At 42.4% G+C, this 24,803-nt stretch carries 17 protein-coding genes, 1 tRNA gene and 1 pseudogene; 11 read left to right on the top strand and 8 right to left on the bottom strand.

The features are described from left to right. From BGC7_RS14895 to BGC7_RS14885, 3 genes and pseudogenes are all read left to right on the top strand, one after another. Positions 1-645, top strand: a 645-nt coding sequence (locus BGC7_RS14895) for a relaxase/mobilization nuclease domain-containing protein (RefSeq protein WP_082206792.1), incomplete at its 5' end; no start/stop codon positions are given. Positions 646-668: 23 nt separating this feature from the next. Then, positions 669-1,355 (top strand): hypothetical protein, encoded by a 687-nt coding sequence (locus BGC7_RS14890; protein ID WP_050702393.1) that lies wholly within the window; start codon positions 669-671, stop codon positions 1,353-1,355. Between the two features lie 189 nt (positions 1,356-1,544). Beyond that, a pseudogene (locus BGC7_RS14885) lies at positions 1,545-2,192 on the top strand (IS66 family transposase); the annotation flags it as partial. A gap of 427 nt (positions 2,193-2,619) precedes the next feature. Here BGC7_RS14885 and BGC7_RS14880 read toward each other — a convergent pair. The 5 genes from BGC7_RS14880 to BGC7_RS14865 all read right to left on the bottom strand — a co-directional run bounded on the left by BGC7_RS14880 (position 2,620) and on the right by BGC7_RS14865 (position 10,377). Next, positions 2,620-3,942 (bottom strand): FISUMP domain-containing protein, encoded by a 1,323-nt coding sequence (locus BGC7_RS14880; RefSeq protein ID WP_050702392.1) that lies wholly within the window; start codon positions 3,940-3,942, stop codon positions 2,620-2,622. Positions 3,943-4,366: 424 nt separating this feature from the next. Beyond that, a complete protein-coding gene (locus tag BGC7_RS14875; RefSeq protein ID WP_050702391.1) occupies positions 4,367-6,433 on the bottom strand; it encodes an FISUMP domain-containing protein in 2,067 nt (688 codons plus the stop codon). Positions 6,434-6,523: 90 nt separating this feature from the next. Then, a complete protein-coding gene (locus BGC7_RS17965; RefSeq protein WP_157258743.1) occupies positions 6,524-6,679 on the bottom strand; it encodes a hypothetical protein in 156 nt (51 codons plus the stop codon). A gap of 301 nt (positions 6,680-6,980) precedes the next feature. Then, complete coding sequence (locus tag BGC7_RS17780; protein ID WP_050702390.1) at positions 6,981-9,014, bottom strand: FISUMP domain-containing protein; 2,034 nt, start codon at positions 9,012-9,014, stop codon at positions 6,981-6,983. A 1,288-nt stretch (positions 9,015-10,302) separates the two neighbouring features. Beyond that, positions 10,303-10,377, bottom strand: a tRNA-Pro gene (locus tag BGC7_RS14865). Between the two features lie 224 nt (positions 10,378-10,601). Between BGC7_RS14865 and BGC7_RS14860 the strand changes: the two genes are divergently transcribed. The 5 genes from BGC7_RS14860 to BGC7_RS14840 all read left to right on the top strand — a co-directional run bounded on the left by BGC7_RS14860 (position 10,602) and on the right by BGC7_RS14840 (position 16,915). Then, a complete protein-coding gene (locus BGC7_RS14860) occupies positions 10,602-11,309 on the top strand; it encodes a DUF5020 family protein (protein ID WP_050702389.1) in 708 nt (235 codons plus the stop codon). 13 nt (positions 11,310-11,322) lie between these two features. Beyond that, positions 11,323-12,648 (top strand): NCS2 family permease, encoded by a 1,326-nt coding sequence (locus BGC7_RS14855; protein ID WP_050702388.1) that lies wholly within the window; start codon positions 11,323-11,325, stop codon positions 12,646-12,648. Positions 12,649-12,779: 131 nt separating this feature from the next. Continuing rightward, a complete protein-coding gene (locus BGC7_RS14850; RefSeq protein WP_050702387.1) occupies positions 12,780-13,343 on the top strand; it encodes a transposase in 564 nt (187 codons plus the stop codon). A gap of 91 nt (positions 13,344-13,434) precedes the next feature. After that, positions 13,435-14,415: a GSCFA domain-containing protein gene (locus BGC7_RS14845; RefSeq protein ID WP_050702386.1), complete on the top strand. Its 981-nt coding sequence runs from the start codon at positions 13,435-13,437 to the stop codon at positions 14,413-14,415. Positions 14,416-14,443: 28 nt separating this feature from the next. Further along, positions 14,444-16,915: a bifunctional UDP-N-acetylmuramoyl-tripeptide:D-alanyl-D-alanine ligase/alanine racemase gene (locus BGC7_RS14840; protein ID WP_050702385.1), complete on the top strand. Its 2,472-nt coding sequence runs from the start codon at positions 14,444-14,446 to the stop codon at positions 16,913-16,915. A gap of 68 nt (positions 16,916-16,983) precedes the next feature. Here BGC7_RS14840 and BGC7_RS14835 read toward each other — a convergent pair whose 3' ends face one another. After that, entirely contained in the window at positions 16,984-19,809 is a 2,826-nt protein-coding gene (locus BGC7_RS14835) for an FAD-binding and (Fe-S)-binding domain-containing protein (RefSeq protein ID WP_050702384.1), read from the bottom strand. Positions 19,810-20,070: 261 nt separating this feature from the next. Here BGC7_RS14835 and eno point away from each other — a divergent pair, with 261 nt between their 5' ends. The 3 genes from eno to pepE all read left to right on the top strand — a co-directional run bounded on the left by eno (position 20,071) and on the right by pepE (position 23,272). Then, positions 20,071-21,366, top strand: coding sequence for a phosphopyruvate hydratase (gene eno, locus BGC7_RS14830; protein ID WP_050702383.1), 1,296 nt, complete (start codon positions 20,071-20,073; stop codon positions 21,364-21,366). Positions 21,367-21,484: 118 nt separating this feature from the next. After that, positions 21,485-22,507, top strand: coding sequence for an N-acetylmuramoyl-L-alanine amidase family protein (locus BGC7_RS14825; protein WP_050702382.1), 1,023 nt, complete (start codon positions 21,485-21,487; stop codon positions 22,505-22,507). Between the two features lie 57 nt (positions 22,508-22,564). Next, entirely contained in the window at positions 22,565-23,272 is a 708-nt protein-coding gene (pepE, locus tag BGC7_RS14820) for a dipeptidase PepE (RefSeq protein WP_050702381.1), read from the top strand. A 23-nt stretch (positions 23,273-23,295) separates the two neighbouring features. On the opposite strand, the gene BGC7_RS14815 is transcribed toward pepE, so the two are convergent. Both BGC7_RS14815 and BGC7_RS14810 read right to left on the bottom strand, forming a co-directional pair. Further along, on the bottom strand, positions 23,296-23,922 hold the full coding sequence (locus BGC7_RS14815; protein WP_050702380.1) for a 4'-phosphopantetheinyl transferase superfamily protein: 627 nt from the start codon (positions 23,920-23,922) through the stop codon (positions 23,296-23,298). Further along, the gene (locus tag BGC7_RS14810; protein ID WP_050702403.1) at positions 23,922-24,692 is read right to left on the bottom strand and encodes a DUF5040 domain-containing protein; all 771 of its coding nucleotides are present in this window, start codon (positions 24,690-24,692) and stop codon (positions 23,922-23,924) included. The genes BGC7_RS14815 and BGC7_RS14810 overlap by 1 nt, the downstream gene beginning before the upstream one ends. Positions 24,693-24,803: the final 111 nt, after the last annotated feature.

Raw genomic sequence — 24,803 nt, 5'->3', positions numbered from 1 at the left:
GCTGGGTACTTAGCCTACATCGTGTATAACAGGATAGATAATAACGGCAAGGTTATAAGCGATAAGAATGATCGTTACCGCAATGAAGCTGTATGCAAGAAAATAAAGAATAAATACGGATTGTCTTATGGGAAAGGCAAGGACAAGGTAAAGCAGCACAGGCTAAAGGGAAAAAATAAAACCAGATATGAAATCTATTCCGCCGTAAAAGATGCTCTGTCCAAATCTGCCAATTGGAATGACCTTGAAAAGCTGCTGAAAGAGAAGGGGATATCCGTGTCTTATAAGTACAGAGGACAGACAAGAGAAGTGCAGGGCATTTCCTTCACGAAAGACAATACCACTTTCAAAGGCTCGGAGATAGACCGTAGTTTCAGTTATTCGAAAATCAACGGCAGATTAGAAGAGAATGCGTATGGCAACAAACAGGAAAAGGATATAGCACATATCCCGAATAATACGCACAAAAATCAAACTTATAATCAGGGGACGGATGTAATCGGTGCCTTAATTGACGGGATTGACTCTTTATCAACATTCCAGACACATGGCGATGACCCGGAGGAAGAACGCTTCCGGCATAATATGGAATACTTGCAAAAGAAAATAAACAGGAAAAATAATAAACGACCTAAATTAAGGTAGCAATTAATAGTTAATTAACAATTATGAACGATAAACTTGACAATATCCAGATAACGCTGGACGGCTTTTCGGAAATAATGACCGAAATCAAATCGGAAATCAAATCCCTGAAAAAAGGGGACACTGGGGAATCCGCATTGAAGACTGACTTGTTGAACAAAATAATACAAGTCATTGATGAATCAAAGAAAGGCATTACAGCGGAAGAATTAAAGGCATATAGCATTGAGGTAATCAATACGATGCAACAAAAGCAGGAGGAAACGAATAATTCTTTTTCAGAGTTTCTTAATGAAAAGATAGCCCAAATAGAAAAAATAGCTAAGCAACCGAGCATTGTAAAGAATCAATATACAATTGATTTTAAGTCGAGTAAAATCTTTATTGCTATTATTTTTCTTTTATTAGGCTTGTTTTGTTCTTTATTCGGGAATTACAATCAGTATCAGGAGAATCAGAGATTAACGGATAATGATCTCAAATATAGATTTATAAAAATGAAGAATGGCATCCTGCCTGATGAGATTACCCGACTGGAAAACTTCTTCTATTATTCAGATAGTGCTTATGTTGTGAGTAATATCCGTAAAAACGTGATTGATCATGAACATCGTTTGCAAGAGCAAGCAAGGAAACAAGAGCAAAAGAAACAGAATGAAGAAGCAATACATAGGTTGGATAAGGAGATTGATGAATTGAATGTAAAATAAATTAAAATAAGAGGGTGTGTCAAAATAGGATTGGCACATCCTTATCTTTTTAAGCAGCAAAATTGCATTTACAATCAGAGGAAAACAAAAAGGGTATGTAAAACCGTTTTCAGATAAGACCTGCAATATTTATAAACTGATGAGTTTTGAGCCATGTTTTCCACATTTTTTGCAGATTGAAAGCAATGGCTCCTCAAACCCTTTAAGGGATATCTCCAGTGTGACGGATATACAGCCTATAATGCCTTTGAAGGCAGGGATGATGTGTGTCTTGTCGGATGCCTTGCACACATAAGGCGGCACATGGAATCTGGTCTTGAAGAAAACAGGGAATATACCTCACAGGGACTCAAACTTATACAGAACTTGTATAACATTGAACGTATGGCTGATGTGAAGAAACTTCCGCACGAAGGCCGTGCCGCACTACGCCAGCGTTTGTCAAAACCGATACTTGACAGCTTCGAACTATGGCTCAAAACCACATATCCCAAAGTACTTAAACGCAGCCTTATGGGCAAGGCTATTGCCTATGCGTATCCGCTGATACCAAGAATGAAGCCTTACCTCTATGACGGTAGAATCCATATAGATAATAACTTAGCTAAAAATGCAATCAGACCTATTGCCATATCAAGAAAAAACTTTTTGTTCTGTGGCGATAAGGAAGCAGCCGAAAGTACCGCAATTATCTGTTCATTGCTCGGATCCTGTAAAGAATGTGGCGTAAATCCCAGAGAATGGCTCAACGACGTCATAGCCAAACTGCCTTATTATCTTGACCGAAAATCAGACAAAGACATGAAAGAACTGCTCCCAGACACGTGGAAACTATAAGTTCGGAAATCTGCGGAAAAGACCGGAATATCGCGGAAAAGATTCCCTATGTGCCCAAACGATAAGAACCACATGTAAGTCGTAACAACTGGCTGTTTTTATATCCGTGCGACATGTACTTGGCCACCCGCTTACTATAAAATCCGGTATAAGCATGAGGGATGAAACCCTACAGTCTATACCGGAAATATGATTTTGATAATTTTGCTTTCGACACAATGCAGGGTTTAGCGGTCGCTTACGGTTAAAATGGCTACCTGTCCGAAATATCCGCCTGATATAATCTATAGGCAGACGCTTACAAGTAGTTTTCAGTCTTAATACTTGCGCACACTTCAAAATCTTCTTTACTTAAGGCATCTTTAAATCCCGATACTAACCGGATTAAAGGAAATTGTATAAAATCCGTTAGGTTATCATTCTCTTTTTAGAGGTCTTTTTTACATCGGACAGAAAATAGCCAAAATGAAGAGGATACAACATTTCGTACAACTCCGCCTCCGGTACTGCTTCCATATGCCTGAGTTTCCCTGAACCATGCAGAACTGCTGTTGTAACGGCTACTGCTCCAAACCTGGAAATGTGAGTTAAATTGTACCGCTCCGCCTCTACTATCCCAGTTGCATGAACCTGTTAGTAACGCATTGAATCCGCCTCTCGTCACGGGCTGACTCAAGCCGTTTGTCGAATTGCCGCCGGTAATCACCGGACATGGACTCCTCATAGCTTTGCCTTGTCCGTCAGGCGGGTACCAATTCGGCCTTGTATCGGTTGTCGGGTTTTCGGTTTCCCAAATATCCTGCCATGGTCTTGAAGTATTGAATGCCTCACGCTCGGCTAAGGTATAGCTACTGTATTTTTCAGCATGTTCGTAGAGTTCTTTTTCCAGTTGATTCCATTCCCTATCACTCGGTACATGCCAACCAGCAGGGCAAAGGCCCTGTATTTTCCCGTTTTTTGCCCCCGGGATGGTTTCATATAAGGTTTCAACTTCGTTTGCTCCCGGAATACCCGGCACGGTATTATCCTGTCTCTGATCCAGAGACTGATACGCCGGTATCTCATTCTTTCCGGCGGTCGCTGCATTCCAGTTGTATAATAATCCTTGACGCGGTACCCATGTGGACGGATAGTTAGGATATATATTTCCCGGCGCTCCTTCAGGGTAAAAATAAGTTTTATTATCAGGAGGAGCTCCTGTATCAGAAGATGAACTTAGTACGATACTTCCGTCTGCCGGCAGATATCTCAGATTCTCCAGAAACCACCGGCCTGCCGACCCAAAGTCGCCGGTCAAATATTCTTCATTTTTCCCGTCACGGGTGTCGGTAAATATTTCTACTCCTGCACCCGGGGTTGCTCCCTCGCTGCCGGTAGCGCCTAAGGCCTGCCACAGGCTTCCGTTCCAGACATAGACGCCTTTTGTAAGGGGTATGCCGGCACAGGCGTCCTCATGTATGTTGTAGACCGTCAAACCTGTATGCTTGTCATTTTCCGTAATGTCATATCCGGCCGGAAACATAGGGTAAAGTTTGTTTAGGTCGGAAAGTTCCACTCTCGGCAGCAGCATCCCTTTGGTCGAATTGTCCGTGCCGTCATCCTTTTGTCTTTCTTTTAAGTCCAGAAGAGCTCCCTGTACAGGTTCTATTCCGGAACCTATAGTAACTTGTCCGGATATACGACAAGGATTAACGAGCAAGGATAGAAGCACAAATATTACTGTTAATTGGAAATTTACAGTGGTCTCCATTTCTTGAGATTAATATGTGAATAAATTTATATAAAAAACAATTTGTTTTAATTATTTGTTCGAGAGAAATAAGTAAATGATGAATAAAATAACATATCCTGTCTACATCCAAAATCGAACCTTGTCAACTGTCAATTTTCACATCACTTATTCTTTTATACCAAACCATGTAGGAAAATCTAAATTTGCCTTGCGAACGGCTAACACCCTAAACTAAGCACATACCACAACTTCTATACTTCTTTCCGGTATATGTGGGCTGTTACATTATAATACTTTCCGGCCATTGCCGGAGGTGGAACTGCCGGCAAAAGGGCCGGCGCGGACAACCCCGCTGAGTTTTGACAACGCTACGCGTAACGGAGTCCTCTCTCCGGTCGGCCGCACCAGAACGCTCCGCTTAATAGGCGAATGGTTAAATCTACTATTCGTTTTTTTTGCAGCGGACCGACATAAACGAAAAACGCTGCATATCAGAGCGTCGGGAAAGGCGGCATTCCGCGGAGGTAACGGTGCGAAACCAGCCGATTTCTGACCCAGCGCTACTACTTGACCAGAGGTAGGCGCGGGTACTGTAAAAGAGCGCGGTTCCGTTGTTGTAGTAGCTACCCGCTAGTAGGACGTTAAAGCCGTTCTGTACCAAATATTTACTTAAGCCGTTGGGTATCGTAGTGTTTACACCGCAAACTTCTTTCATAGCCTGTCCGTGGCTCTGGGTGGCTGTGGATGTTGGGCGGTAGTTGATTGCGGTGTTCCAATTCGGGTCCCAGTTCGTCTGCGGAAAGCTGCTGTTGTCCGTATAACTGCTGTATCTCTCAGGATGCTCGTAGATCTCCTTCTCCAAAATATTCCATTCATAATCGCTGGGTACATGCCAGCCATTCGGGCAGATGCCTTGCCGGAACTCATGGTTGACATTTGCTTCGTCAGCCGTGCTGGTATTCTTGGCAGTCGCGGCAGGCCAGTTGTACAATAAACCCAGATGCGGATTAATATTATAACTGGTCGATCCGGAGCTACTTCCGTTCGGATAATACCAGTGCGGAACGGTATTAGAATCGCTTATATCCGGGAAGTCAGGTAAAGTAGCTGTGGATATATTTGATTCATAGGCCCATGCCGCCAGGTTTGTTGTCATCCAACGGCCGGCTGTGTCGAAATCGGCAGATACAAACTTTTCGTAGATATTCGACTGGTACGCCGGATCAACACCTGCCTGATAATTTGGGTTAGCCTTCGCCCCGTGCAGTATCACATCCGTACCCCACACAGTTTTCCAATCCGACCGGTCGCTGTTAGCCGCATCCTCAGTCTGTAGGCCGTTCAAATCCTCCGTCCCCTGGCACTGCATCATGGTAATAGTGTAGGGGTTGGCGCGAGGATTGACAACATCCGAAAAGACCATATCAACGGTTTTATATCTCGTTCCGGTCTCACCGGCTACTACAGTATACGTGAACTGGGGCTGCACTTTCGTCTCGTCCGACTTGTCCGACCCTGCCGGGGTATTGTCGGATGTGGTATAAGTCGTTCCCAGAACTGACGGCAGAGCGGATGCCGTCGCCATACTCGGTGCAGCCTTCCATTGAACGTTGCTGTGGATATAGATATTTGTTGGCGTCGTATTCCTGAATACAACAGGCGCGGTGACATAAGTGCCTGCCGCCGGATTGCTTGTTGCATTCGAGGTACTGGCAACTATCGCATAGTTCGTCTGATTCAGGGTTACTGTCCTGCTGGCTGTTACAGGCGGGCAACCCGCCAACCCGCTGAATTCAAGTACCGTCTGGCGTGTTCTCCACGGGTTTGTGGTGCCAATGTCGGTGAGTCCCGACATATCCGTTGCCTGCAAACCGGAGTATACCGTAGGGTTTGCAGCCAGTGCACCCGTTGTCCATGCCTGCGCAGGACTAAATACCACTCCGCCATTTAAAAGTCCGATTGTTACATCTGTAACCGAAGCCAATGGGTCCGAGTTCACCGTCAGGTCGAAGGGTAAGATGGTTGCTCCCCGCGCATCCAGCCCGCTGGGAATGTCTATCCACAGGTTGCCGCTTGCATCGGTTGTCCCGTACAGGCTGGACAGCAAGCCGAGGGTACTTCCCTGTATGTTTTGCGCCGTACCGATGTAATCCCACTGCGTTCCGCTCCAGACATACACGCCCTGTCCTCCCTTGCCCGCTCCCGTGTCGAAGCATTTGTTCAGGTTATACACGGTCAGTCCGGTATGTTTCGGGTCTTCGGCGGCATCGTATGCACCTGTAAACATCGGGAAAAGTTTGTTCAGGTCGGAAAGGTTTACACGCGGCAGCATCAGCCCTTTGGTCGCGTTTTCCGTGCCGTCGCTTTTCTGCTGTTCTTTCAGGTCGAGCAAAGCTCCCTTTTCAGGCTCTATGCCTGAGCCTATAGTCACCTGCGCGTATGACGGCACCGACAATAGCGCTGCCAGCATAAAAGACGGCAAGAGTGTTTTCATTTTCTTTGTGTTCATAAAGCCTTTGTTTTTGAGTAAATTGTTTCGCGTATATTTTGTTATATAAATTGAAAAATATCCTTTACCGGTACTTAACAGTCCTGCCTTTCAGGCAGCATCGGCTCGTGTTGCCGATCCGCAAACCGCGCTATGCTTGTATGCGGTTATGAAAATATCGTCTTTCAGACGATTAGCAGCCCCTTGCTCGCGTAGGCGTCTCATGCCCCCTTCGGGGGCATGGCTGTTAAGTTCTGATATTGCCACGCCTTTTAAGGCGTGGGTAAAAGGCCTATAAGGAAAGACTTTAGTCAAAAAGGTTTGGCTAAAGCCGGTTTCAAATCATCCTTTTTATTCCTCCACTTGAAAGTGGAAGCAATTGACACAATCCTGAATAGAACTTAACAGCTCCGGCACTCCTGTTAACTGTTATGTTGCCCTTACAGGGCGAGGCGTCTCCAATCCTTATCTCCCCGGGGCGTTACTCCGGGCTGGAATATACCAGGCCTTCAGCCTGTTTATTTTTTAGCTATTAGCTTTTCCCTTCTCACTGTTTACTGAAAAAGCGTTAGTCTTTCTTGCACCTGACCGAGAGCAGGTTTCGTCTATCGGCGCCGGTCTTGTTCACCGTATTCATACTACTGCCCAGGCCGCGGATCCACGCATTTTCAGCCAGGTAGGAACTACTACTCCAGAAGTAGGCGCTGCCGCCGAACCCGTATGTATCATTGTTGTCGCCGTGTCCTACTAGCATGGCGTTAAATCCGTTCTGTGTCACATACTTGCTTAAGCCGTTGGGAATTGTTGCGTTTACTCCGCAAACGTCCTTCATGGCTTGTCCATGAGTCGTGCCCCGATTGCCCATATTGTTTTGGGGCAATAAACCTGTTGTCCCGTCAGGGCTAATATTCCGGCTGACATTCGCGTAATCGGTCGTGAGTCTTATTATTTCATTTTCCAGTTCTGTCCATTCGTAGTCGGACGGCAAATGCCAACCCGCAGGGCAAATGCCCTGAACCGGTGCGTAGGTATTGTTTCCCCCCTCATCGGCAGTGTTTTGACGCCCGTTGCTGCCTCCTTTACCTGCCGTAGCAGCATCCCAGGTGTATAAGAGGCCAAGATTGTCATAACTGGTTGGTGTAGTTCCCCCTGTACCTCCGTTCGGGTAGCACCAGTAAGCGGTATTATAAGGATTTCCGGAGTTGGTCGTCGGGCCATATAACGTGCGCGGGTCTCCGGAGCCGCTTGTTGCAGTTCCGCTTACATCAGTACTGTGGTGTATCCCGTCATAGGCGGTGGCCGCAAGGTTGGTAGTCATCCAACGGCCGGCTGCTTCGAACTCGGCAGAGTAAAACTCTTCGTAAACTCCCGGTTTAGCCTCGTGCTTTACTACCTTTCCCGACCATCCGGCAGGAGCAGGGGTGGTTGATGTCGCGGTATTATCGGCTATCGTGGTTACGCTGCTCATATCCTCCGTTCCCTGGCACTGCATTACATTTATGGTGACAGGCTTTGCCCAGCCGTCTACATCGCTGAACGTGATCTGCGCCGTTTTATACTTCATTCCCAGTACGACAGGGTTGCTGGTATAATTAAACACGTTGTCATTATAGCCGTCATCATGCCGTTCACTACCGGTGTGCGCGGTGGTGTAGGATGACAGTATGTCGCTCCAAGCCGCCGTCCCATCCGTGGCGACCGCCTGCCACTTCACGTTGCTCCAAATGCTCGAGTACTGCAGGGTGGTAGCACGTAATACAAACAGCGAAATTGGACTGCTTATACTAGCATCGATCGGCAGTATCGCATAGTTGGTCTGGTTCAGGGTGATGTCCTGCGGCTGGTTTGTCCCTCCCGGACAGGGACCTCCTGTGCCTGCGATACCCGTTATCGTCAGTGCCGATTCGCGGCTCAGGAACGGGTTTGATGTAAGGTCTGCGGCTGTCATCGCATCCGGCCAGATGGAAAGAGGTGACAGGGGCGATGTTGTCCATGTAGTAGCCCCGGATGTTGTCAAAGTTGACGGCAAAAGCGGGTTTGAGGTAAATACCAGTCCACCTCCGATAGTGTTAGCCCATGCCCCCGTCACCTGGTTTGTCCCGGAGAAAGCAATTTCCGGCGCATAGGCGGATGTCAATGCCGTACGTGCATCCTGGCCGCTCGGTATCCTGACAAGGTAGTTGTCGGCAATCAGGGATGGAGGGAATGTCAGCACAGGATTCCCTCCCGTCAGTACCGGATTGTTGGTCAGCTGAATCCATTCCGTACCGGTCCAGGTGTACACGCCTTTTGCGAAAATACCGTCGCACCCTTTCAGGTTATACACGGTCAGTCCGGTATGTTTCGGGTCTTCGGCGGCATCGTATGCACCTGTAAACATCGGGAAAAGTTTGTTCAGGTCGGAAAGGTTTACACGCGGCAGCATCAGCCCTTTGGTCGCGTTTTCCGTGCCGTCGCTTTTCTGCTGTTCTTTCAGGTCGAGCAAAGCTCCCTTTTCAGGCTCTATGCCCGAACCGATCGTCACCTGTGCGTAGGATGGCGGCACAGCCATGCTTAAAGCCGCCAGGATTGCCAGCAGCTTTTGTTTTCGTGAAGTTTTCATGTTTTGTTCCTTAGTGTTGTTTATTTATTTTGATTGATTATTAAAAAGCCTGTTGCATGTTGTAAATCCGGTATGCAGGTATGAACGCCCTGCGGGCCGGGTATCCTGCCTTATCACCGGCACGGATCTTTCCGCAGGTATTCCCTGATCACATGCTTTTTGCCCGTCCTGCGGGAGTTCATCTTTCCCAGTAACCAGCGTATCGCTTTAATCCACCGGGGAACCGTTCTCTGTGCTTTGCGGGTTTATCACTGTCTTTGCTTTTTGCCGGAAAGGATATACTGCATCCCTCCGGACTGTTAACTGTCCTGTTAGTTTTGCGTAATTGTTTTCTGTTCCTCCTTACTGCCTCAGGGAAACAGGCAAGGGCTGGCCCTGCCCCTCGCGGGTGGGGACAACCCTGATAAAGACAAACAATACTTCCCGTCAAATAACCGGGATACGAAGACAAGCGTTTCCTGTTTGAAAATATATATAACCGGAGCTGCGCAAGGCGGGTGTAGCGCATGGCAGGACAGCCCGGAACAGTAAGCCGGGGAAATTATATAAGGTAATAACCGGGATTTTATTTGTATATTAAGCGCATTAAGCGCACGCGCACTTAATGTGTTTGTGATTAGGGCATTCTCTCTCTCTCTCTCTCTCTCTCTCTCTCTCTCTCTCTCTCTCTCTCTCTCTCTCTCTCTCTAACAAAATAAAGCTAACTTCCAAATTTGCAGAGCAAAATATGGAGAAAAAAGTTGTATGTTTTTGCAGTAGTTTTGCCGTTATTATCATTTGGTACAGACAATATTTATATTTACAGGGAGAACAAGCCTGCTTTACAATGTAAAAGTAGTGTATTAAATTGATATGCAATACTATATTTATGCTTTTTTTTCACAATCCGGCTATATTTATCAGGAAGTAAGTATTTTCTTTTCTGCCATAAAATGAATCGGAATAGTGTAAAATCCATGAAAATAACAGAAACTGAATAAGATAGCTGAAATATTACCACCTATTTACAGTTTTAACCATTTTTCAGACTCACTTCTTTAAAAATGCGGACATATTGCGGATATAGGGAACAAAATAAAAAAAAGCCAAACCTTTATAAATAAATGATTTAGCGTCTTCAAAAAGTACCCATATCCGAAATAGAAAGCTCCTGACAAGTACATGTTGAGGATTTAGTTGGTTAAAGCCAGACTATAAATTCGAGGGAAATGAAGTTGTGTGCAAATTGTGTGTACATATAAAAATAAAAAGAGTTAGATTTACTGTCTAACTCTTTGCTTTTCAACCGTCGGGATACCAGGATTCGAACCTGGGACCCCCTGCTCCCAAAGCAGGTGCGCTAACCGGACTGCGCTACATCCCGTTTTTTGCGTATAGCGGTGCAAAGGTAGGACATTTTTTTATATTACAAAATAAAAGAGTGTAAATTTTCACTTCATTTTTCCAGTTCTTTCATAATACACAAATAATATATTCATATACAAATAATTAAACAAAATAATATATTTTTTTCATGTTAAATATCTATTTATCTGCTTTTAACTCTTTTTTTGCTTATTTTTACGCTCGATTAATAAATATATAATTATGGTTAAAAAAGGTCTTCTTTCGTTTGCACTTTTTGTGCTCGCTTTCTCTGTGTATGCCCAAAACATACAATTACATTTCGATCCTCGTCATGCTCTTCACAATGATGACTTCAGTAGAAATTACTTTACAACAACATTTGAAATGTTTAAACCTGACAAATGGGGATCTACATTCATGTTCGTTGATTTAGATTTCAACAAAAGCCGTGGAAATATCGGACTTGCTTATCTCGAAATCGCACGCGACATCAAATTAGGAAAAAGCCCTATCATGGCGCATGTAGAATTTAACGGAGGTTTAGCTTCTTGGGGCAGTATCCCGAATGCTTATCTGGCAGGGGGATCGTATGCAACAAACCTTGGAGGTGTCAACTTAAGCACTTATCTGGCATATAAGTATCATGCATTCGAAAGAGTAAGTAACGACGTACAATGGACAGTTACATGGGGTGTCAACCTTTGCAACAACAAAGTTACTCTATCGGGATTCCTTGATATCTGGACAGAAAACAAAGACCGTTCGCATGCTAAACTTAAAAGCGGTAAGAAAATAGTATTACTTACAGAGCCTCAGTTTTGGTACAATGTAAACTCAAACCTTGCCTTCGGTACAGAAATAGAAATAAGCAGTAACTTTCTGCCCGATTCACAAGGAAAAGATAAAGCTTTCGTAAACCCGACTATCGCTGCTAAGTGGAACTTTTAAGCATTAAACAAAAATGAAGAATTTTCTGGAAAAGACATTTGGCCTAACGGAAAATAAGACCACTATTCGTAAAGAATTTGTTGCCGGTCTTATTACTTTCCTTACAATGTCATATATATTAATCGTTAATCCAAACATCCTTTCGGCAACAGGGATGGACAAAGATGCCCTCTTTACGACTACTGCGCTGGCAACTATCTTCGCAACCCTACTAATGGCATTACTAGCCAAACTTCCTATAGCACAAGCTCCGGGAATGGGATTGAATAGTTTCTTTGCTTTTTCTGTAGTATTAGGAATGGGATATTCGTGGCAATTTGCCCTGACAGCCGTATTCATAGAAGGAATTATATTTATACTACTTACATTTTTCAATATAAGGGAATTAATCGTAAAAAGTATACCTAAAGTGCTAAAAGATGCTATACCTGTCGGTATAGGACTATTTATTACACTGATAGGTCTCAAAGGTGCGGGTATTGTTGTCGCAAACGAGAATACTCTCCTTTCACTTGGTGACTTTTCTCAACATGGAGTTTGGATCGCCCTGTTAGGTCTATTAATTACTGCCGTATTATTTGTAAGAAATGTAAACGGCTCTATCCTCATAGGTATAATCGTAGGGACAGTATTCGGCCTCATATTAGGTGATGTAAAACTACCGGACACCTCTATCGTAAGCATGCCGCCATCTATTGCACCTATCTTTGCTCAATTTGAATGGGATCACATCCTCACTTTCGATATGTTGATAGTTGTATTTACATTCCTGTTTGTAAACCTTTTCGACACTGTAGGAACGTTGATCGGAGTAGTTTCTAAAGCTGGGCTTGCCGACGAAGACGGCAATTTCCCTCAAATGAAAAAAGCTCTCTTCGCTGACGCTTTAGGTACTACTGTAGGCGCAGTATTGGGAACCAGCACAATTACATCTTATGTAGAAAGTGCTTCGGGTGTAGCTTCGGGAGGACGTACAGGACTTACTGCTGTAAGCACAGCCCTTATGTTTATATTAGCTCTTTTCTTTGCTCCGTTGTTTCTTATGGTTCCGGCTGCAGCAACAGCTCCGGCTCTTATCATAGTAGGTTTGTTTATGATCTCTTCGGTAGCAAAAATAAACTTCAACGACATGAGCGAAGGCTTGCCTGCATTCCTTACCATTGTTTTCATGCCTTTCACATACAGTATAGCAGAAGGTATTGTATTCGGTATGTTGAGCTTTGCATTCATCAAAGTATGCTCAGGCAAATTCAAAGATGTATCGGCTACAGTATACGTAATAGCTGTTCTTTTCTTATTGAAAATAATACTGGACGCATCACATATACTAGGACACTAGAATAGACAAAAATAAAAACACGAAGGAGGCATGTCGAAAGAAATTTTGGCATGCCTCTTTTTCATTTGGATTAATCTATTCCCAAAACTTTATCTATACAAGAAAGTATAAATCAAAAAACTGTTTAGATTATGGCAAAGTATAGTGAACGTTTGGTGGAAAAAATAATAAGGCTGATAGAAGAAGATACTTACACGATCAGTGAAATCTGTGATGCGTTGAAAATAAGCCGCAATTCATTTTACGAGTGGAAAAACACAAAACCGGAATTCTGTCAGGCACTGGAGGATGCCGAAGACCGCCGTGACAGCAGCCTAGCAATACTGGCACGCCGATCGTTGCGCGAGCAGCTCGAAGGCTATGTGGTGACGACAGAAAAGATTGTTTACCAAGACAACGGATATGACGGAGAAACAGTAAAATCTAAAACTGTAACCAGAAAGAAAGTGATGGCAAAGGCGGCTGTTATAAAGCTGGCTCTGGAACGCTGCCACAAAAAACAAGAAGAAAAGAAAGAAGAATCTAAAACCAATATCCGTGAAAATCCTTTAGTCCTAAAATTTCCGAAAGAGGTGAATAAGGAAGAAGCCATAGAAATGATGAACGACTTCAGGAAGGTATTGAACAACAATCACCCAATATCAAAGGTTGACAAAGAAGAGGATGACAACGATTATATTGTAGTGAAAGTGTAGAAGTTTGTCAGGTTTTAGTTAAAAAGGCAAGTATATATTATTATAATGTATCCTCTTTTCTTACTTTTGCAATAGCTTAATCTAAACGTAAATGGAATTTGTAACAAAAGTAGACATACCTCCTTCAGATCTGTCTATATCTCATCGCCACAAGATTTTGATGCTGGGCTCATGCTTCATCGAAAATGTTGGGAAAATACTGATTGATAACAAATTTGACAGTATGCTCAACCCCTTTGGCGTTCTGTACAACCCTTCATCAATCGCAGAAGCGCTGAGTGTTTTGTCTGGGAATAAGACTTTTACGAAAGAAGATATATTCAATAGTAGAGGACTATATCACAGTTTCCATTTCCACAGTAGTTTTTCGGACACGGACGAATCAACATTCCTTCGCCGGATAAACAACCAAGTAGAACAAGCGAGGATCGTACTACAACAGACCGATATATTATTCATCACCTTTGGAACAGCCTATGTATTTCATTCCAAAGAAAAAGACATGATAGTAGGCAATTGTCATAAATTACCTGCATCAGAATTTGATCGCTACCGCCTCCCTACAGACCATATCGTAACAGAATGGCACGAGCTGATAGAAAGCCTGAGGGAGAAAAACCCTTCGTTGAAAATATTGTTTACTGTCAGCCCTATTCGGCATTTCAAAGATGGAGCACATGTGAATCAGTTAAGCAAATCGACTTTACTATTAGCCATAGAACGGCTGATGCAGCAAAACAAAGATGTATACTACTTTCCTTCTTACGAAATAGTCCTCGACGAATTGCGCGACTACAGATTTTACAGCGAAGACATGGTTCACCCAAGCACTACTGCAATCAAATACATTTGGGAACGATTTCAGCAAGCCTTTATGGAGAAGGAAACACTTGCCACACAAGAGGAATGGAAGAAAATCGCCCTTGCCATTAACCATCGTCCACTCAATGAGTCGGGGAGTGAATATAAGTCTTTTTTAAGGCAAACTTTGTTAAAGCTGAAAACATTCAATGATAAATATCCTTACATTTGTTGCGAAAACGAAATCTCTGATCTGGAGTCCAGATTGTAATAAGTAGTGTTTTTAAGAATATAAAAGAATGAAGTATTCAATTTCTCAGATAGCAAAAATTGCAGATGCTATACCTACCGAATTGACCGACTCGGACATAAGCATATTACTTACCGATAGCCGACAAGTATTTTTTCCTGCCGAAACTTTATTTTTTGCCATCACGACAAAGAACAACGACGGACACAAATACATCAGCGAACTTTACGAATTAGGTGTCCGCAATTATGTAGTCTCTCACCTATTACCAGAGTGGGATGAGTATGGCGATGCCAATTTTCTTGTTGTAACCAATACACTGAATGCGCTACAACGCATAGCAGCCCATCATCGTGCCCAATTTGACATTCCCGTTATAGGAATAACAGGAAGTAATGGGAAAACGGTAGTAAAAGAATGGCTTTACCAGATACTATATCAGGATTTCAACATCACTCATTCGCCACGCAGTTACAATTCTCAGATAGGAGTTCCGCTTTCTGTATGGCAAATCAACAGTCAAACTCAGTTGGGAATATTCGAAGCAGGTATTTCTCAGCCCGAAGAAATGGCCAGATTAGAAGCTATAATTCATCCCACTATAGGAATACTCACAAATATAGGACAAGCTCATCAGGAAGGATTCAAGTCCATGAAGCAAAAATGCCTCGAAAAGCTGGAACTTTTTATCAACTGCGAAGCTATTGTGTGCGAAGAAGAAAACGAGCTTATCGACGAATGTATGGAAATAGCCTGTTTGTCTCACAAAAGGCTTACATGGTCGAGAAAAGGATCTCCAAAGAGCCCTTTGCATATTCTGCGAATAGAAAGAGACGATACTTGCAGTACAATCCATTATACGATACTGGGCTTTGTTTCGAAGGTCACTATTCCATTTTCCGACAATGCCTCCATCGAAGACGCTATACATGTACTTGCCACAGCTATCTATTTACACATCCCGATAGATGAAATAAATCAACGTATGGTCACGCTAGACCCTGTAGCCATGCGCCTTGATGTGCGTCAGGGAAAGAACAATTCTACTCTGATAAACGATTCTTACAACTCGGATATCAATTCTTTGAATATCGCCTTGGATTTTCTTGTGCAAAGAGCAACTGTCAAAGAACAAAAGAAAGTGCTGATTCTATCCGATATTCCTCAATCGGGACTTGCCTTGAAGGAACTATATTATCTGGCGTCTAACCTTATTATAAATAAGAAAATAGACCTGTTGATAGGTATAGGGGAAGAAATCTCTGCCCAGAAAGATTTGTTTAAAGATGTGGATAGCTATTTCTTTAAGACGACCGCAGAGTTTATACATTCTAATGTATGGCACGACTTTCACGATATGTTTATACTACTGAAAGGAGCCAGAAAGTTCTCCTTCGAGAGTATAAATAAACTGTTGGAAGTGAAGACTCACGAAACGGTTCTGGACATTGATCTGGATGCTATAGTGCACAACTTCAAGTTTTATAAAGAGAAGCTAAGTCCCAAGACAAAGATGATCTGTATGGTGAAAGCCGACGGATACGGCACAGGAGCTTCGGAAGTGGCAAAGACCCTTCAATATCACAAATGCGATTATCTGGCAGTCGCTGTTGCCGAAGAAGGAGTGATCCTGCGCAAACAAGGTATCAAATTGCCCATCATCGTCCTCAATTCGGAAGTGGGTGGTTTCGAGGAGCTTTCCAATTATTCTTTAGAACCGGAAGTATATAACTTCAGAATATTGGATGCATTTATAAAAGAGGCAAAAATGCAGGGAATAACCAATTACCCGATACACATCAAGATAGATACAGGAATGCATCGGCTAGGATTTACCGAAGCTGATGTACCCGAACTACTTCAACGCATCAAAAGCCAGACAGGAGTTCGCATACAATCTGTATTCTCCCATTTGGCAGCAAGCGAGAGCTGGAACTTTGATAAGTTCACAACAGACCAGATAAAAACATTTAAGAAAATAGCAGGAGAAATTGAGAAAAACTGCCACTACCCTATACTCAAACACATTCTCAATTCGGCAGGAATAGAACGTTTTCCGGAAGAGCAACTGGATATGGTGCGTTTGGGCATAAGCCTGTATGGAGTAAGTGCCAGCGGATTGGAAGGGCTAAGAAATGTATGTACACTGAAAACAACCGTATTGCAGATCAAGCACATCAAGGCCGGGGAGACTGTAGGATATGGACGAAAAGGACACTTCGACCACGATGCACAAATAGCGACTATACGTATAGGTTATGCCGACGGGCTTAGTCGCCAGTTCGGGAATGGTGTAGGCAAAGTTCTTGTAAACGGGCAAATCGTTCCTATCGTGGGAAATATCTGTATGGACCTCTCGATGATAGATGTAACAGGTATAGAAGTAAAGGAAGGAGACTCCGTTATAATATTCGGAGAGCATCTCACAGTAATAGATCTTGCCAAAAACATAGATACAATACCATACGAGATACTCACTTCCATATCGAACAGGGTGAAGCACATCTACTACAGAGAGTAGAAGAAAACAGGTATTATATAAAACAAAAAAACGGACCCGAAAGTCCGTTTCCAGCTCTTTGACATTGTTTATTTGGTAACTTCATCGATGAGGTAAAAAATCGACTTAAAGTTAATATCGCTGTATTCGCTCATTCCTATTTCGCAAGTACGACTTGTAGAATAACCGTCTTTGCAATCGGATGGTATTTGTTCCGCCAGATGCCTCTGTCCATGAGCATTCAGTTCGGGATAGGTAAAACCTCTGTCTCCGGCAAATCCACAGCAGTTGGTTTCAACGAACGCCACTTCTTTGGAACACATTTTTGCCAGTTTCAGCAGATTATCTTCCATCCCTATTTTCTTTACAGAGCAAACAGGGAATACGGTTACAATATCGCGGGGATGTTTCACTTCCAGTTTTGGCATTACGAAGTCCAGCATAAATTCGATGGGATCATATATTTTAATATCTTTATTTGTATATGCCTCATGGAATGTATAGAAGCAGGGACTCATATCGAACAGGACAGGGTATTTACCTACTTCCGAGGCTTTTAGCAAGGCTTCTTCCAGTTCTTTCGACTTGCGGCTTCCTTCCTCTTTCAGCCCCTTACTACTGAAAGCCATGCCACAACACAGTTCATTTATGCCCTCAGGATAAATGATGGAGAATCCGGCTCGTTGCAGCAGTTCCTGTGTTTTGCGAGTGAGCTCTACATCGCCTTTGTCGTACCCTTTCGATTTCCCCATTGATCGGTTTATGCAGGACGGGAAATAGACAACCTTGTTTTGCTGCTCCTTGTCTATAGGCAAGGGGTGTATTTTTCGCCCACCTTGGGGCAAATCTTTGTTCCACTTTGGTATAGCCTTAAAAGATAACGTACGCATACCTGATGCAATGCCACCCATCAAAGTGTCGCCTAATATAGAATGGAAGAAGTGAACGAAGTTTAACCCGCCTCGCAATACAGATGTCGTTGCAGACATATGCTCACCAATATATCCTGCCACTTTTTTTGCTGTAGGCGAAGCCTCTTCATGGCGTATTTCCTTTATAAACTTACCTGTGTCTATCTTTACAGGACAGGCAAGAGCACAAAGCCCATCTGTGGCACAGGTTTCGTTCGAATAGTATTTAGCATCATGCAACATTTGTTTCAGTCGTCCGGTGTCTTCACCCAATACCTTCAAACGGGAAATTTCACGGGCAATAACAATACGTTGCCTTGGCGACAAAGTAAGCCCTTCGGCCACACAGTTAGGTTCACAGAACCCACACTCCATACATTTATCAATAATGTCGTCAGCGGCAGGCAATGGCTTCAAGTTCTCAAGATGGATCTTAGGATTCTTATTTATAACCACCCCCGGATTAATCATATGATACGGATCGAACGCATCCTTTATCCGCAACATGATTTTATAGGCAGCTTCTCCCCATTCTTTTTCTACGAATGGTGCCATATTTCGCCCGGTACCATGTTCGGCCTTTAAAGAGCCATCAAATTTATTGACAACAATATCTGCCAGCTCATCCATCATATCAGCATACTTCTGTACCTCACTAGGCGTATTGAAATCTTGAGAGAACACGATATGAAAATTTCCATCTAAGGCATGCCCGTACAATACGGCATCCTCATATCCCATCCGCTTAAATAACTCTTTAAGCGCAACACAAGCTTCGCCTAAGCTAGCCATAGGAAAGGCGACATCTTCTATCAGGCAGGTAGTTCCTGTTTTGCGCAACCCTCCAATAGAAGACAGTAGTCCTTTACGGGCTTTCCAGTTGAAGTTATATTCTTTAGGGTCGGAGGTAAATACATATGGTTGCAAGGTAGGTACAGTCTCCACTGTTTTGCGGATAATCGTTTCCTTATCCTTCATCTCGTCTTGGTTGTTTCCCTGTATCTCTACTAACAGTAGACATGCTGTTTCGGGCAACGTTCTGAAATAGGCAGGAGCCTCCGGATCGTCTTCAATGGAACGGATGGCATCCCTGTCGAGCAATTCGACAGCCGACACCGGAGTTTTCTTTAGCATAGGCACCACATCGCACGCAGTCTCTATGGTTTCGTATATCATAAGTGTACATGCCTTATACTTTTCATCTACAACAGTATGGTATGTGATGTCGGAGATAAAAGCCAATGTCCCTTCCGAACCAATCATCAGATGCTTTATTATATCTATCGGATCTTCATAGTCTACCAATGCATTGATGCTGTATCCTGTAGTGTTCTTTATCTTGAACTTTTGTTTGATACGTTCCGACAGGGTAATATCCCCCTTTATCTCATCCCTTAATTTCTCAATCTCACTTATTATTTCAGGATGTTTCTCTGCAAACTCTTGTTTACTTCTTTCGTCTGATGTATCCAGTATTATTCCGTCGTAGAAAACAATGCGAATATCGGCAATAGTCTTGTACGAATTCTGATCTGTACCGCAACACATGCCACTAGCATTATTCGCAGCTATTCCTCCAATCATTGCTGCATTTATAGATGCCGGATCAGGACCTATTTTTCTACCGAAAGGTTTCAGGTAGACGTTCGCTCTTGCCCCTGTTATTCCCGGCTGCAATTTTATCTTCGAGGCATTACTATCGAGAATAGTATATTTGCGCCATTCATGCGTTGCAACCATTAGTACCGAGTCGGTAATAGCCTGTCCCGAAAGACTTGTTCCGGCAGCTCGATATGTTATAGGTATATTCAATCGTGTCGATTGTCTGATTACCTCTACAGCTTCCTCTTCTCTGTGCACCTGAACCACAATCTTTGGAATAAGACGGTAAAAGCTGGCATCTGTTCCATAAGCCAGCAACTGTAAAGGATTCGTAATAATTCTCTTAGAAGGAATTGTTTTTAGTAATTGATGTTTTAATAGTTGATAGTTAGAAGAAAGCATGACTCATAGATGTTTAGTTGTTTACAAAGTTATTGATCCCGATAAATAACTTAAATGCAAGACAACATAAAATTAGTGATAATTAATGGAATACTTTATCTATATAATAATAATTAAAGACCTATTATATAAATTAACGACATGCATACAATTTCTGTTCTATTTAATTGGCTAAATACGAGAAAAAGAAGTACTTTTGCTAGTCAAATTTAACAAACGAAAAAGCAATATACATTATTCATATTTTAAATATTAAAAACAATGAGAATCGAGAAAATTTTCGCACGTGAAATCTTGGATTCAAGAGGAAATCCAACAATTGAAGTTGATGTTACGCTTGAATGTGGTATACTAGGCCGTGCAGCAGTTCCATCAGGAGCTTCAACTGGTGAAAACGAAGCATTGGAACTTCGCGATGGAGACAAAAAACGCTATGGCGGAAAAGGTGTTACTAAAGCAGTAGACAATGTGAATAAGATAATCGCTCCAGCATTAGAAGGTGAATCTTCTCTTGACCAGAGAGGAATTGACCACAAAATGTTAGCATTGGACGGTACTAAAACAAAATCTAAACTTGGTGCTAATGCGATCTTAGGAGTTTCTCTTGCTGTAGCCAAAGCTGCTGCAAATTATCTAGAACTACCTTTATATCGTTATATAGGAGGAACAAACACATATACACTTCCTGTTCCTATGATGAATATCATCAACGGAGGTTCTCACTCTGATGCTCCTATTGCATTCCAAGAGTTCATGATTCGTCCGGTAGGTGCCAAATCGTTCAAAGAAGGTCTTAGAATGGGTGCTGAAGTATTCCATGCTTTGAAAAAAGTTCTTCATGATCGTGGTCTTAGTACAGCTGTAGGTGACGAAGGAGGTTTTGCACCTGCACTAAACGGTACAGAAGACGCTTTGGACTCAATCCTTAAAGCTATTAAAGATGCAGGATACAAAGCAGGAAAAGACATCACTATTGCTCTTGACTGTGCTGCTTCTGAGTTCTTCGACAAAAAATCTAAGGTTTATGACTATAGCAAATTCGAAGGAAAAGACGGAGCTAAACGCAAAATTGCAGATCAGGTTAAATTCTTAAAAGAACTTACTGAAAAATACCCTATCGACTCTATCGAAGATGGTATGGACGAAGGAGACTGGGACGGATGGAAGAAACTTACAGAAGCTATCGGCGACAAAGTTCAACTTGTTGGAGACGACTTATTCGTTACCAACGTAGAATTCCTTAAAAAAGGTATCGAAAGCGGATGTGCAAACTCTATCCTTATCAAAGTAAACCAAATCGGTACACTTTCTGAAACTCTGGATGCTATCGAAATGGCTCACCGCGCAGGATACACAAGCGTTACATCTCACCGTTCGGGAGAGACTGAAGATGCAACTATCGCAGATATCGCTGTTGCAACCAATTCAGGACAGATCAAAACAGGCTCTCTAAGCCGTACAGATCGCATGGCTAAGTACAACCAACTTCTTCGTATCGAGGAAGAGCTTGGAGACAAAGCTGTTTATGGATGGAACCGCGTACAACGCAAAAAATAAGAAACTCTTTTCTTAATATTATAGAAAACCGATGCTTCGATAGGAGCATCGGTTTTATTTTTATATGATTCTCCCTATATTTGCAAAACTTCATTTTTATAGGACAAAATAACTGCTTATGAAGCGTATTTGCACTCTTTTATTATTTACCATCTTCAGTATTTGTATTTTCTCTCAAAACAACAAAGCCACTCCTCGTAATGGAGAAGGTATGCAGGCTTTTCTTATACGAAATAAGATAGTAGGGGACGAAAGTTATAACAAATTCTTAGAATTAAACAAAGGTAAATTCGGAAAGAACAATTCCCTACTCAAAGGAGTAATATATATTCTGCCATCTGCCCAACCTGCGAAAACTCATAGTATAGATAAATCTTCCGAGAATTCTCAAAAAGGAGAACAAAAGACGAATAAACTCTTTGGGGCAAAGTATGAAAATTACGATATCAAATCGAACAAATTAAAAGGAACCTGCTTCTTCCTTTCAAGCGGACATGGAGGACCCGATCCGGGAGCAATAGGCAAAGCAGATGGAAAAGAATTGCATGAAGATGAATATGCTTATGATATAACCCTTCGTTTGGCACGTAATCTAATTGAAGAAGGAGCTACAGTTTACATGATCATACAAGATGCACAGGACGGAATCAGAGACGACAGATACCTGACCAATAGCAAAAGAGAAACATGTATGGGTGAAGCTATCCCTCTGAATCAGGTGAAAAGGCTCAAGCAAAGGACAGATAAGATAAATAGCTTAGCAAGAAAATCGAAGGCTAAATATAAGAGAGCTGCATTTATCCATCTCGACAGCAGAAGTAAGAGACAACAACTGGATGTTTTCTTCTATCATGCTGAGAAAAGTAGTGGAGGAAAAAAACTGACCAACACCATGCGAGACACATTTGCCGAACATTATGACAAGCATCAGCCCGATAGAGGATTCTCTGGGACAGTAGGCGCAAGAAGCTTGTATGTATTGGATAAAACAACCCCTGTCGGAATATTTGCCGAACTGGGAAACATTCAGAACAGTTTCGATCAAAGACGCTTCTTAGACCCTAACAACAGACAGGCACTGGCTAACTGGATGTGTAGAGGCTTCATTACCGATTATGAAAACTGGAAGAAAGGCAAATAGTTCGCTGTTTGTGCAATTATCCCTATATTTGTAACTATACCAAAAAATATAAGTACTATGAGACTATTATTAATTAGCAATTCAACCAATCCCGGAGAACCCTATCTGGGCTACCCTAAAAACAACATCAAAGAATTCCTGGGAACTAAACCCGTAAAAGCACTGTTTATACCCTATGCGGCGGTAACTTTCTCCTACGATGAATACGAAGCGAAAGTAAACAACCGTTTTCGGGAGATAGGCCATAGCGTAGCCAGCATCCATCATTTCAGCGATCCGCAAGAGGCCGTAAAACAGGCAGAAGCTATTATTGTAGGCGGCGGCAACACTTGGAAGCTTGTACTCACTATGCGCGACAATGGAATCATCGACCTGATACAATCGAAAGCAAAATCGGGAACACCATATATAGGATGGAGCGCCGGTTCGAATGTCGCATGCCCTACCCTACGCACAACAAATGATATGCCTATCATCGACCCAAAAGGATTTGACGTAATAAACCTTGTTCCGTTCCAGATCAACCCCCATTATCTGGATGTACATCCGCAAGGACATGGTGGCGAAACGAGAGAAGATCGCATAAACGAATTTATCACTGAGAATCAAGACATCTTTGTAGTCGGGCTTCGAGAAGGATCAATGCTAAACCTTGAAGGGGATACCTTAAAACTTATAGGCAAAAAATCTGCTCGCATATTTAAATATGGAGAAGAACCTAAAGAGCTGTCGGCAAACGACGATTTCAGCTTCCTCATGAAATAAAGAATTCATGTCTCGGGAGCAGGTTAGTCATCTGCTTCCAGACATACCAAAACAAAGTCTTTTTCCACTCTATAAAAAGCATGGAATTCATGCTTTGCGTTCGTTCTCCTCTCCGAAGCTCTGAAAGCTCCTTCTTGCTCGGGAGTAAATGCCCCTACAAACAAATGATCTAAGAAGTTGACTCCACTTACATCTATAAACTTAAACATAGCCTCTTTGGCAGACCAATGCAGTAATAAGTGAATCAAATCGTTATTCTCATCAATATATTCAGATGCTGAGATCAGCCGGCTTTTAACTCGCCTTATCTTTTCGGAAATCAATTCTATATCAAGCCCTATTTCCTTCTCTGCGTTAAAAGCTACTGCTACATAACCTTTTGTATGCGATACACTTATATGGTATGATCGATCGGCAAGAAAAGGCTTTCCCGAATCATTGTAATAGACTTCTTTCTCTTCTCCGGCAAGCTCCTTGATGAGCAAGCGGGCAGATAAGACCTCCTTTATCCTTGTTTCCGACTTTATAGAGTATATATTCTGAATCCATTCGGCATGAGAGATAGCAGACAAAAGCTCCTCTACGGACTCGTCCATCTTCCATATACCAATACAGGTAGACTCGGTAATATATTCTTTCAGGTATAGCATTATCTCAAAGGTAAAACCTTTTTCATTAAGTCTACAAATATAGCAGCCATACGCTGTTGGATATATTTATCTTTTCCCTCCAGAGGATGCCATCCAAACACAGTTCCATCAATCTCTTCTGTATTATTATTTGTGTATAATACACTGAACTGCTTTCCTGCGACAGGATGCACCTGACTTTTGGAAAAGCCGATATATTTATCAAATTCGATAAGAGGGAAACCCCATTTTTCGCTCAGCTGACGAATCGCAGGATTAAATACAGTACGTCCATCATGCCAATGTGTCGATAAGATTATAACAACAGGTTTGCCACTCTCTGTTCCGAAAAACTTCGAACTTTTATCAAACTTAAGATTATAACACTCTGAGATATATCTCTTGATTACATAATCGTAAGCTGCCGCATAATTAGATCTATCGAAAGGTGTTTTATATTCTGTATAATTTTTTTTCAGTCCGACGGTATCAGCCACATTCTTGTTGTGAACATGCATAATAACCAAAGCGTCCAGATCTTCTAATTCTTCTTTCGAATACAGTTTTCCTTCATTCATCATATTGGCTGCATCTGCAATTGCATGTCCCGGCACAGCCCTGTTTAGGGGAGTCGCATCCAAAGTTTCACAACCGAGTTCGAACCACCCGTTTCTGTCATTAGCGAATGATGCTCCGGTAAGTAATATCTTGTATTTCTTATTTTCTGATATTTGCGAATAGCTATTTAATACAGCCAACAATAAGACAAAAACTAAAGCTGTTTTTTTCATTATAATCATTTTAAATATATAAGTATAAACCAAAGACTTGTTTTAAACAGAAAGAACAACTTCAAGCCTTTCAAAATAAAATTTTAACTAAAACCTGACAATCTTGGACTC

Origin of the sequence: Dysgonomonas sp. BGC7, from assembly GCF_001261735.1 — a bacterium.
In the GTDB taxonomy this organism is placed as follows: domain Bacteria; phylum Bacteroidota; class Bacteroidia; order Bacteroidales; family Dysgonomonadaceae; genus Dysgonomonas.
Note: the sequence above shows the minus strand (reverse complement) of the source record. Positions and strands in the feature narration are given on the sequence as shown.

Bases quoted from the DNA above. Each gene is read 5' to 3' on its own strand.
- BGC7_RS14890 (WP_050702393.1), top strand. From the start codon at position 669: ATGAACGATAAACTTGACAATATCCAGATAACGCTGGACGGCTTTTCG.
- BGC7_RS14880 (WP_050702392.1), bottom strand. From the start codon at position 3,942: ATGGAGACCACTGTAAATTTCCAATTAACAGTAATATTTGTGCTTCTA.
- BGC7_RS14875 (WP_050702391.1), bottom strand. From the start codon at position 6,433: ATGAACACAAAGAAAATGAAAACACTCTTGCCGTCTTTTATGCTGGCA.
- BGC7_RS17780 (WP_050702390.1), bottom strand. From the start codon at position 9,014: ATGAAAACTTCACGAAAACAAAAGCTGCTGGCAATCCTGGCGGCTTTA.
- BGC7_RS14860 (WP_050702389.1), top strand. From the start codon at position 10,602: ATGGTTAAAAAAGGTCTTCTTTCGTTTGCACTTTTTGTGCTCGCTTTC.
- BGC7_RS14855 (WP_050702388.1), top strand. From the start codon at position 11,323: ATGAAGAATTTTCTGGAAAAGACATTTGGCCTAACGGAAAATAAGACC.
- BGC7_RS14850 (WP_050702387.1), top strand. From the start codon at position 12,780: ATGGCAAAGTATAGTGAACGTTTGGTGGAAAAAATAATAAGGCTGATA.
- BGC7_RS14845 (WP_050702386.1), top strand. From the start codon at position 13,435: ATGGAATTTGTAACAAAAGTAGACATACCTCCTTCAGATCTGTCTATA.
- BGC7_RS14840 (WP_050702385.1), top strand. From the start codon at position 14,444: ATGAAGTATTCAATTTCTCAGATAGCAAAAATTGCAGATGCTATACCT.
- BGC7_RS14835 (WP_050702384.1), bottom strand. From the start codon at position 19,809: ATGCTTTCTTCTAACTATCAACTATTAAAACATCAATTACTAAAAACA.
- eno (WP_050702383.1), top strand. From the start codon at position 20,071: ATGAGAATCGAGAAAATTTTCGCACGTGAAATCTTGGATTCAAGAGGA.
- BGC7_RS14825 (WP_050702382.1), top strand. From the start codon at position 21,485: ATGAAGCGTATTTGCACTCTTTTATTATTTACCATCTTCAGTATTTGT.
- pepE (WP_050702381.1), top strand. From the start codon at position 22,565: ATGAGACTATTATTAATTAGCAATTCAACCAATCCCGGAGAACCCTAT.
- BGC7_RS14815 (WP_050702380.1), bottom strand. From the start codon at position 23,922: ATGCTATACCTGAAAGAATATATTACCGAGTCTACCTGTATTGGTATA.
- BGC7_RS14810 (WP_050702403.1), bottom strand. From the start codon at position 24,692: ATGAAAAAAACAGCTTTAGTTTTTGTCTTATTGTTGGCTGTATTAAAT.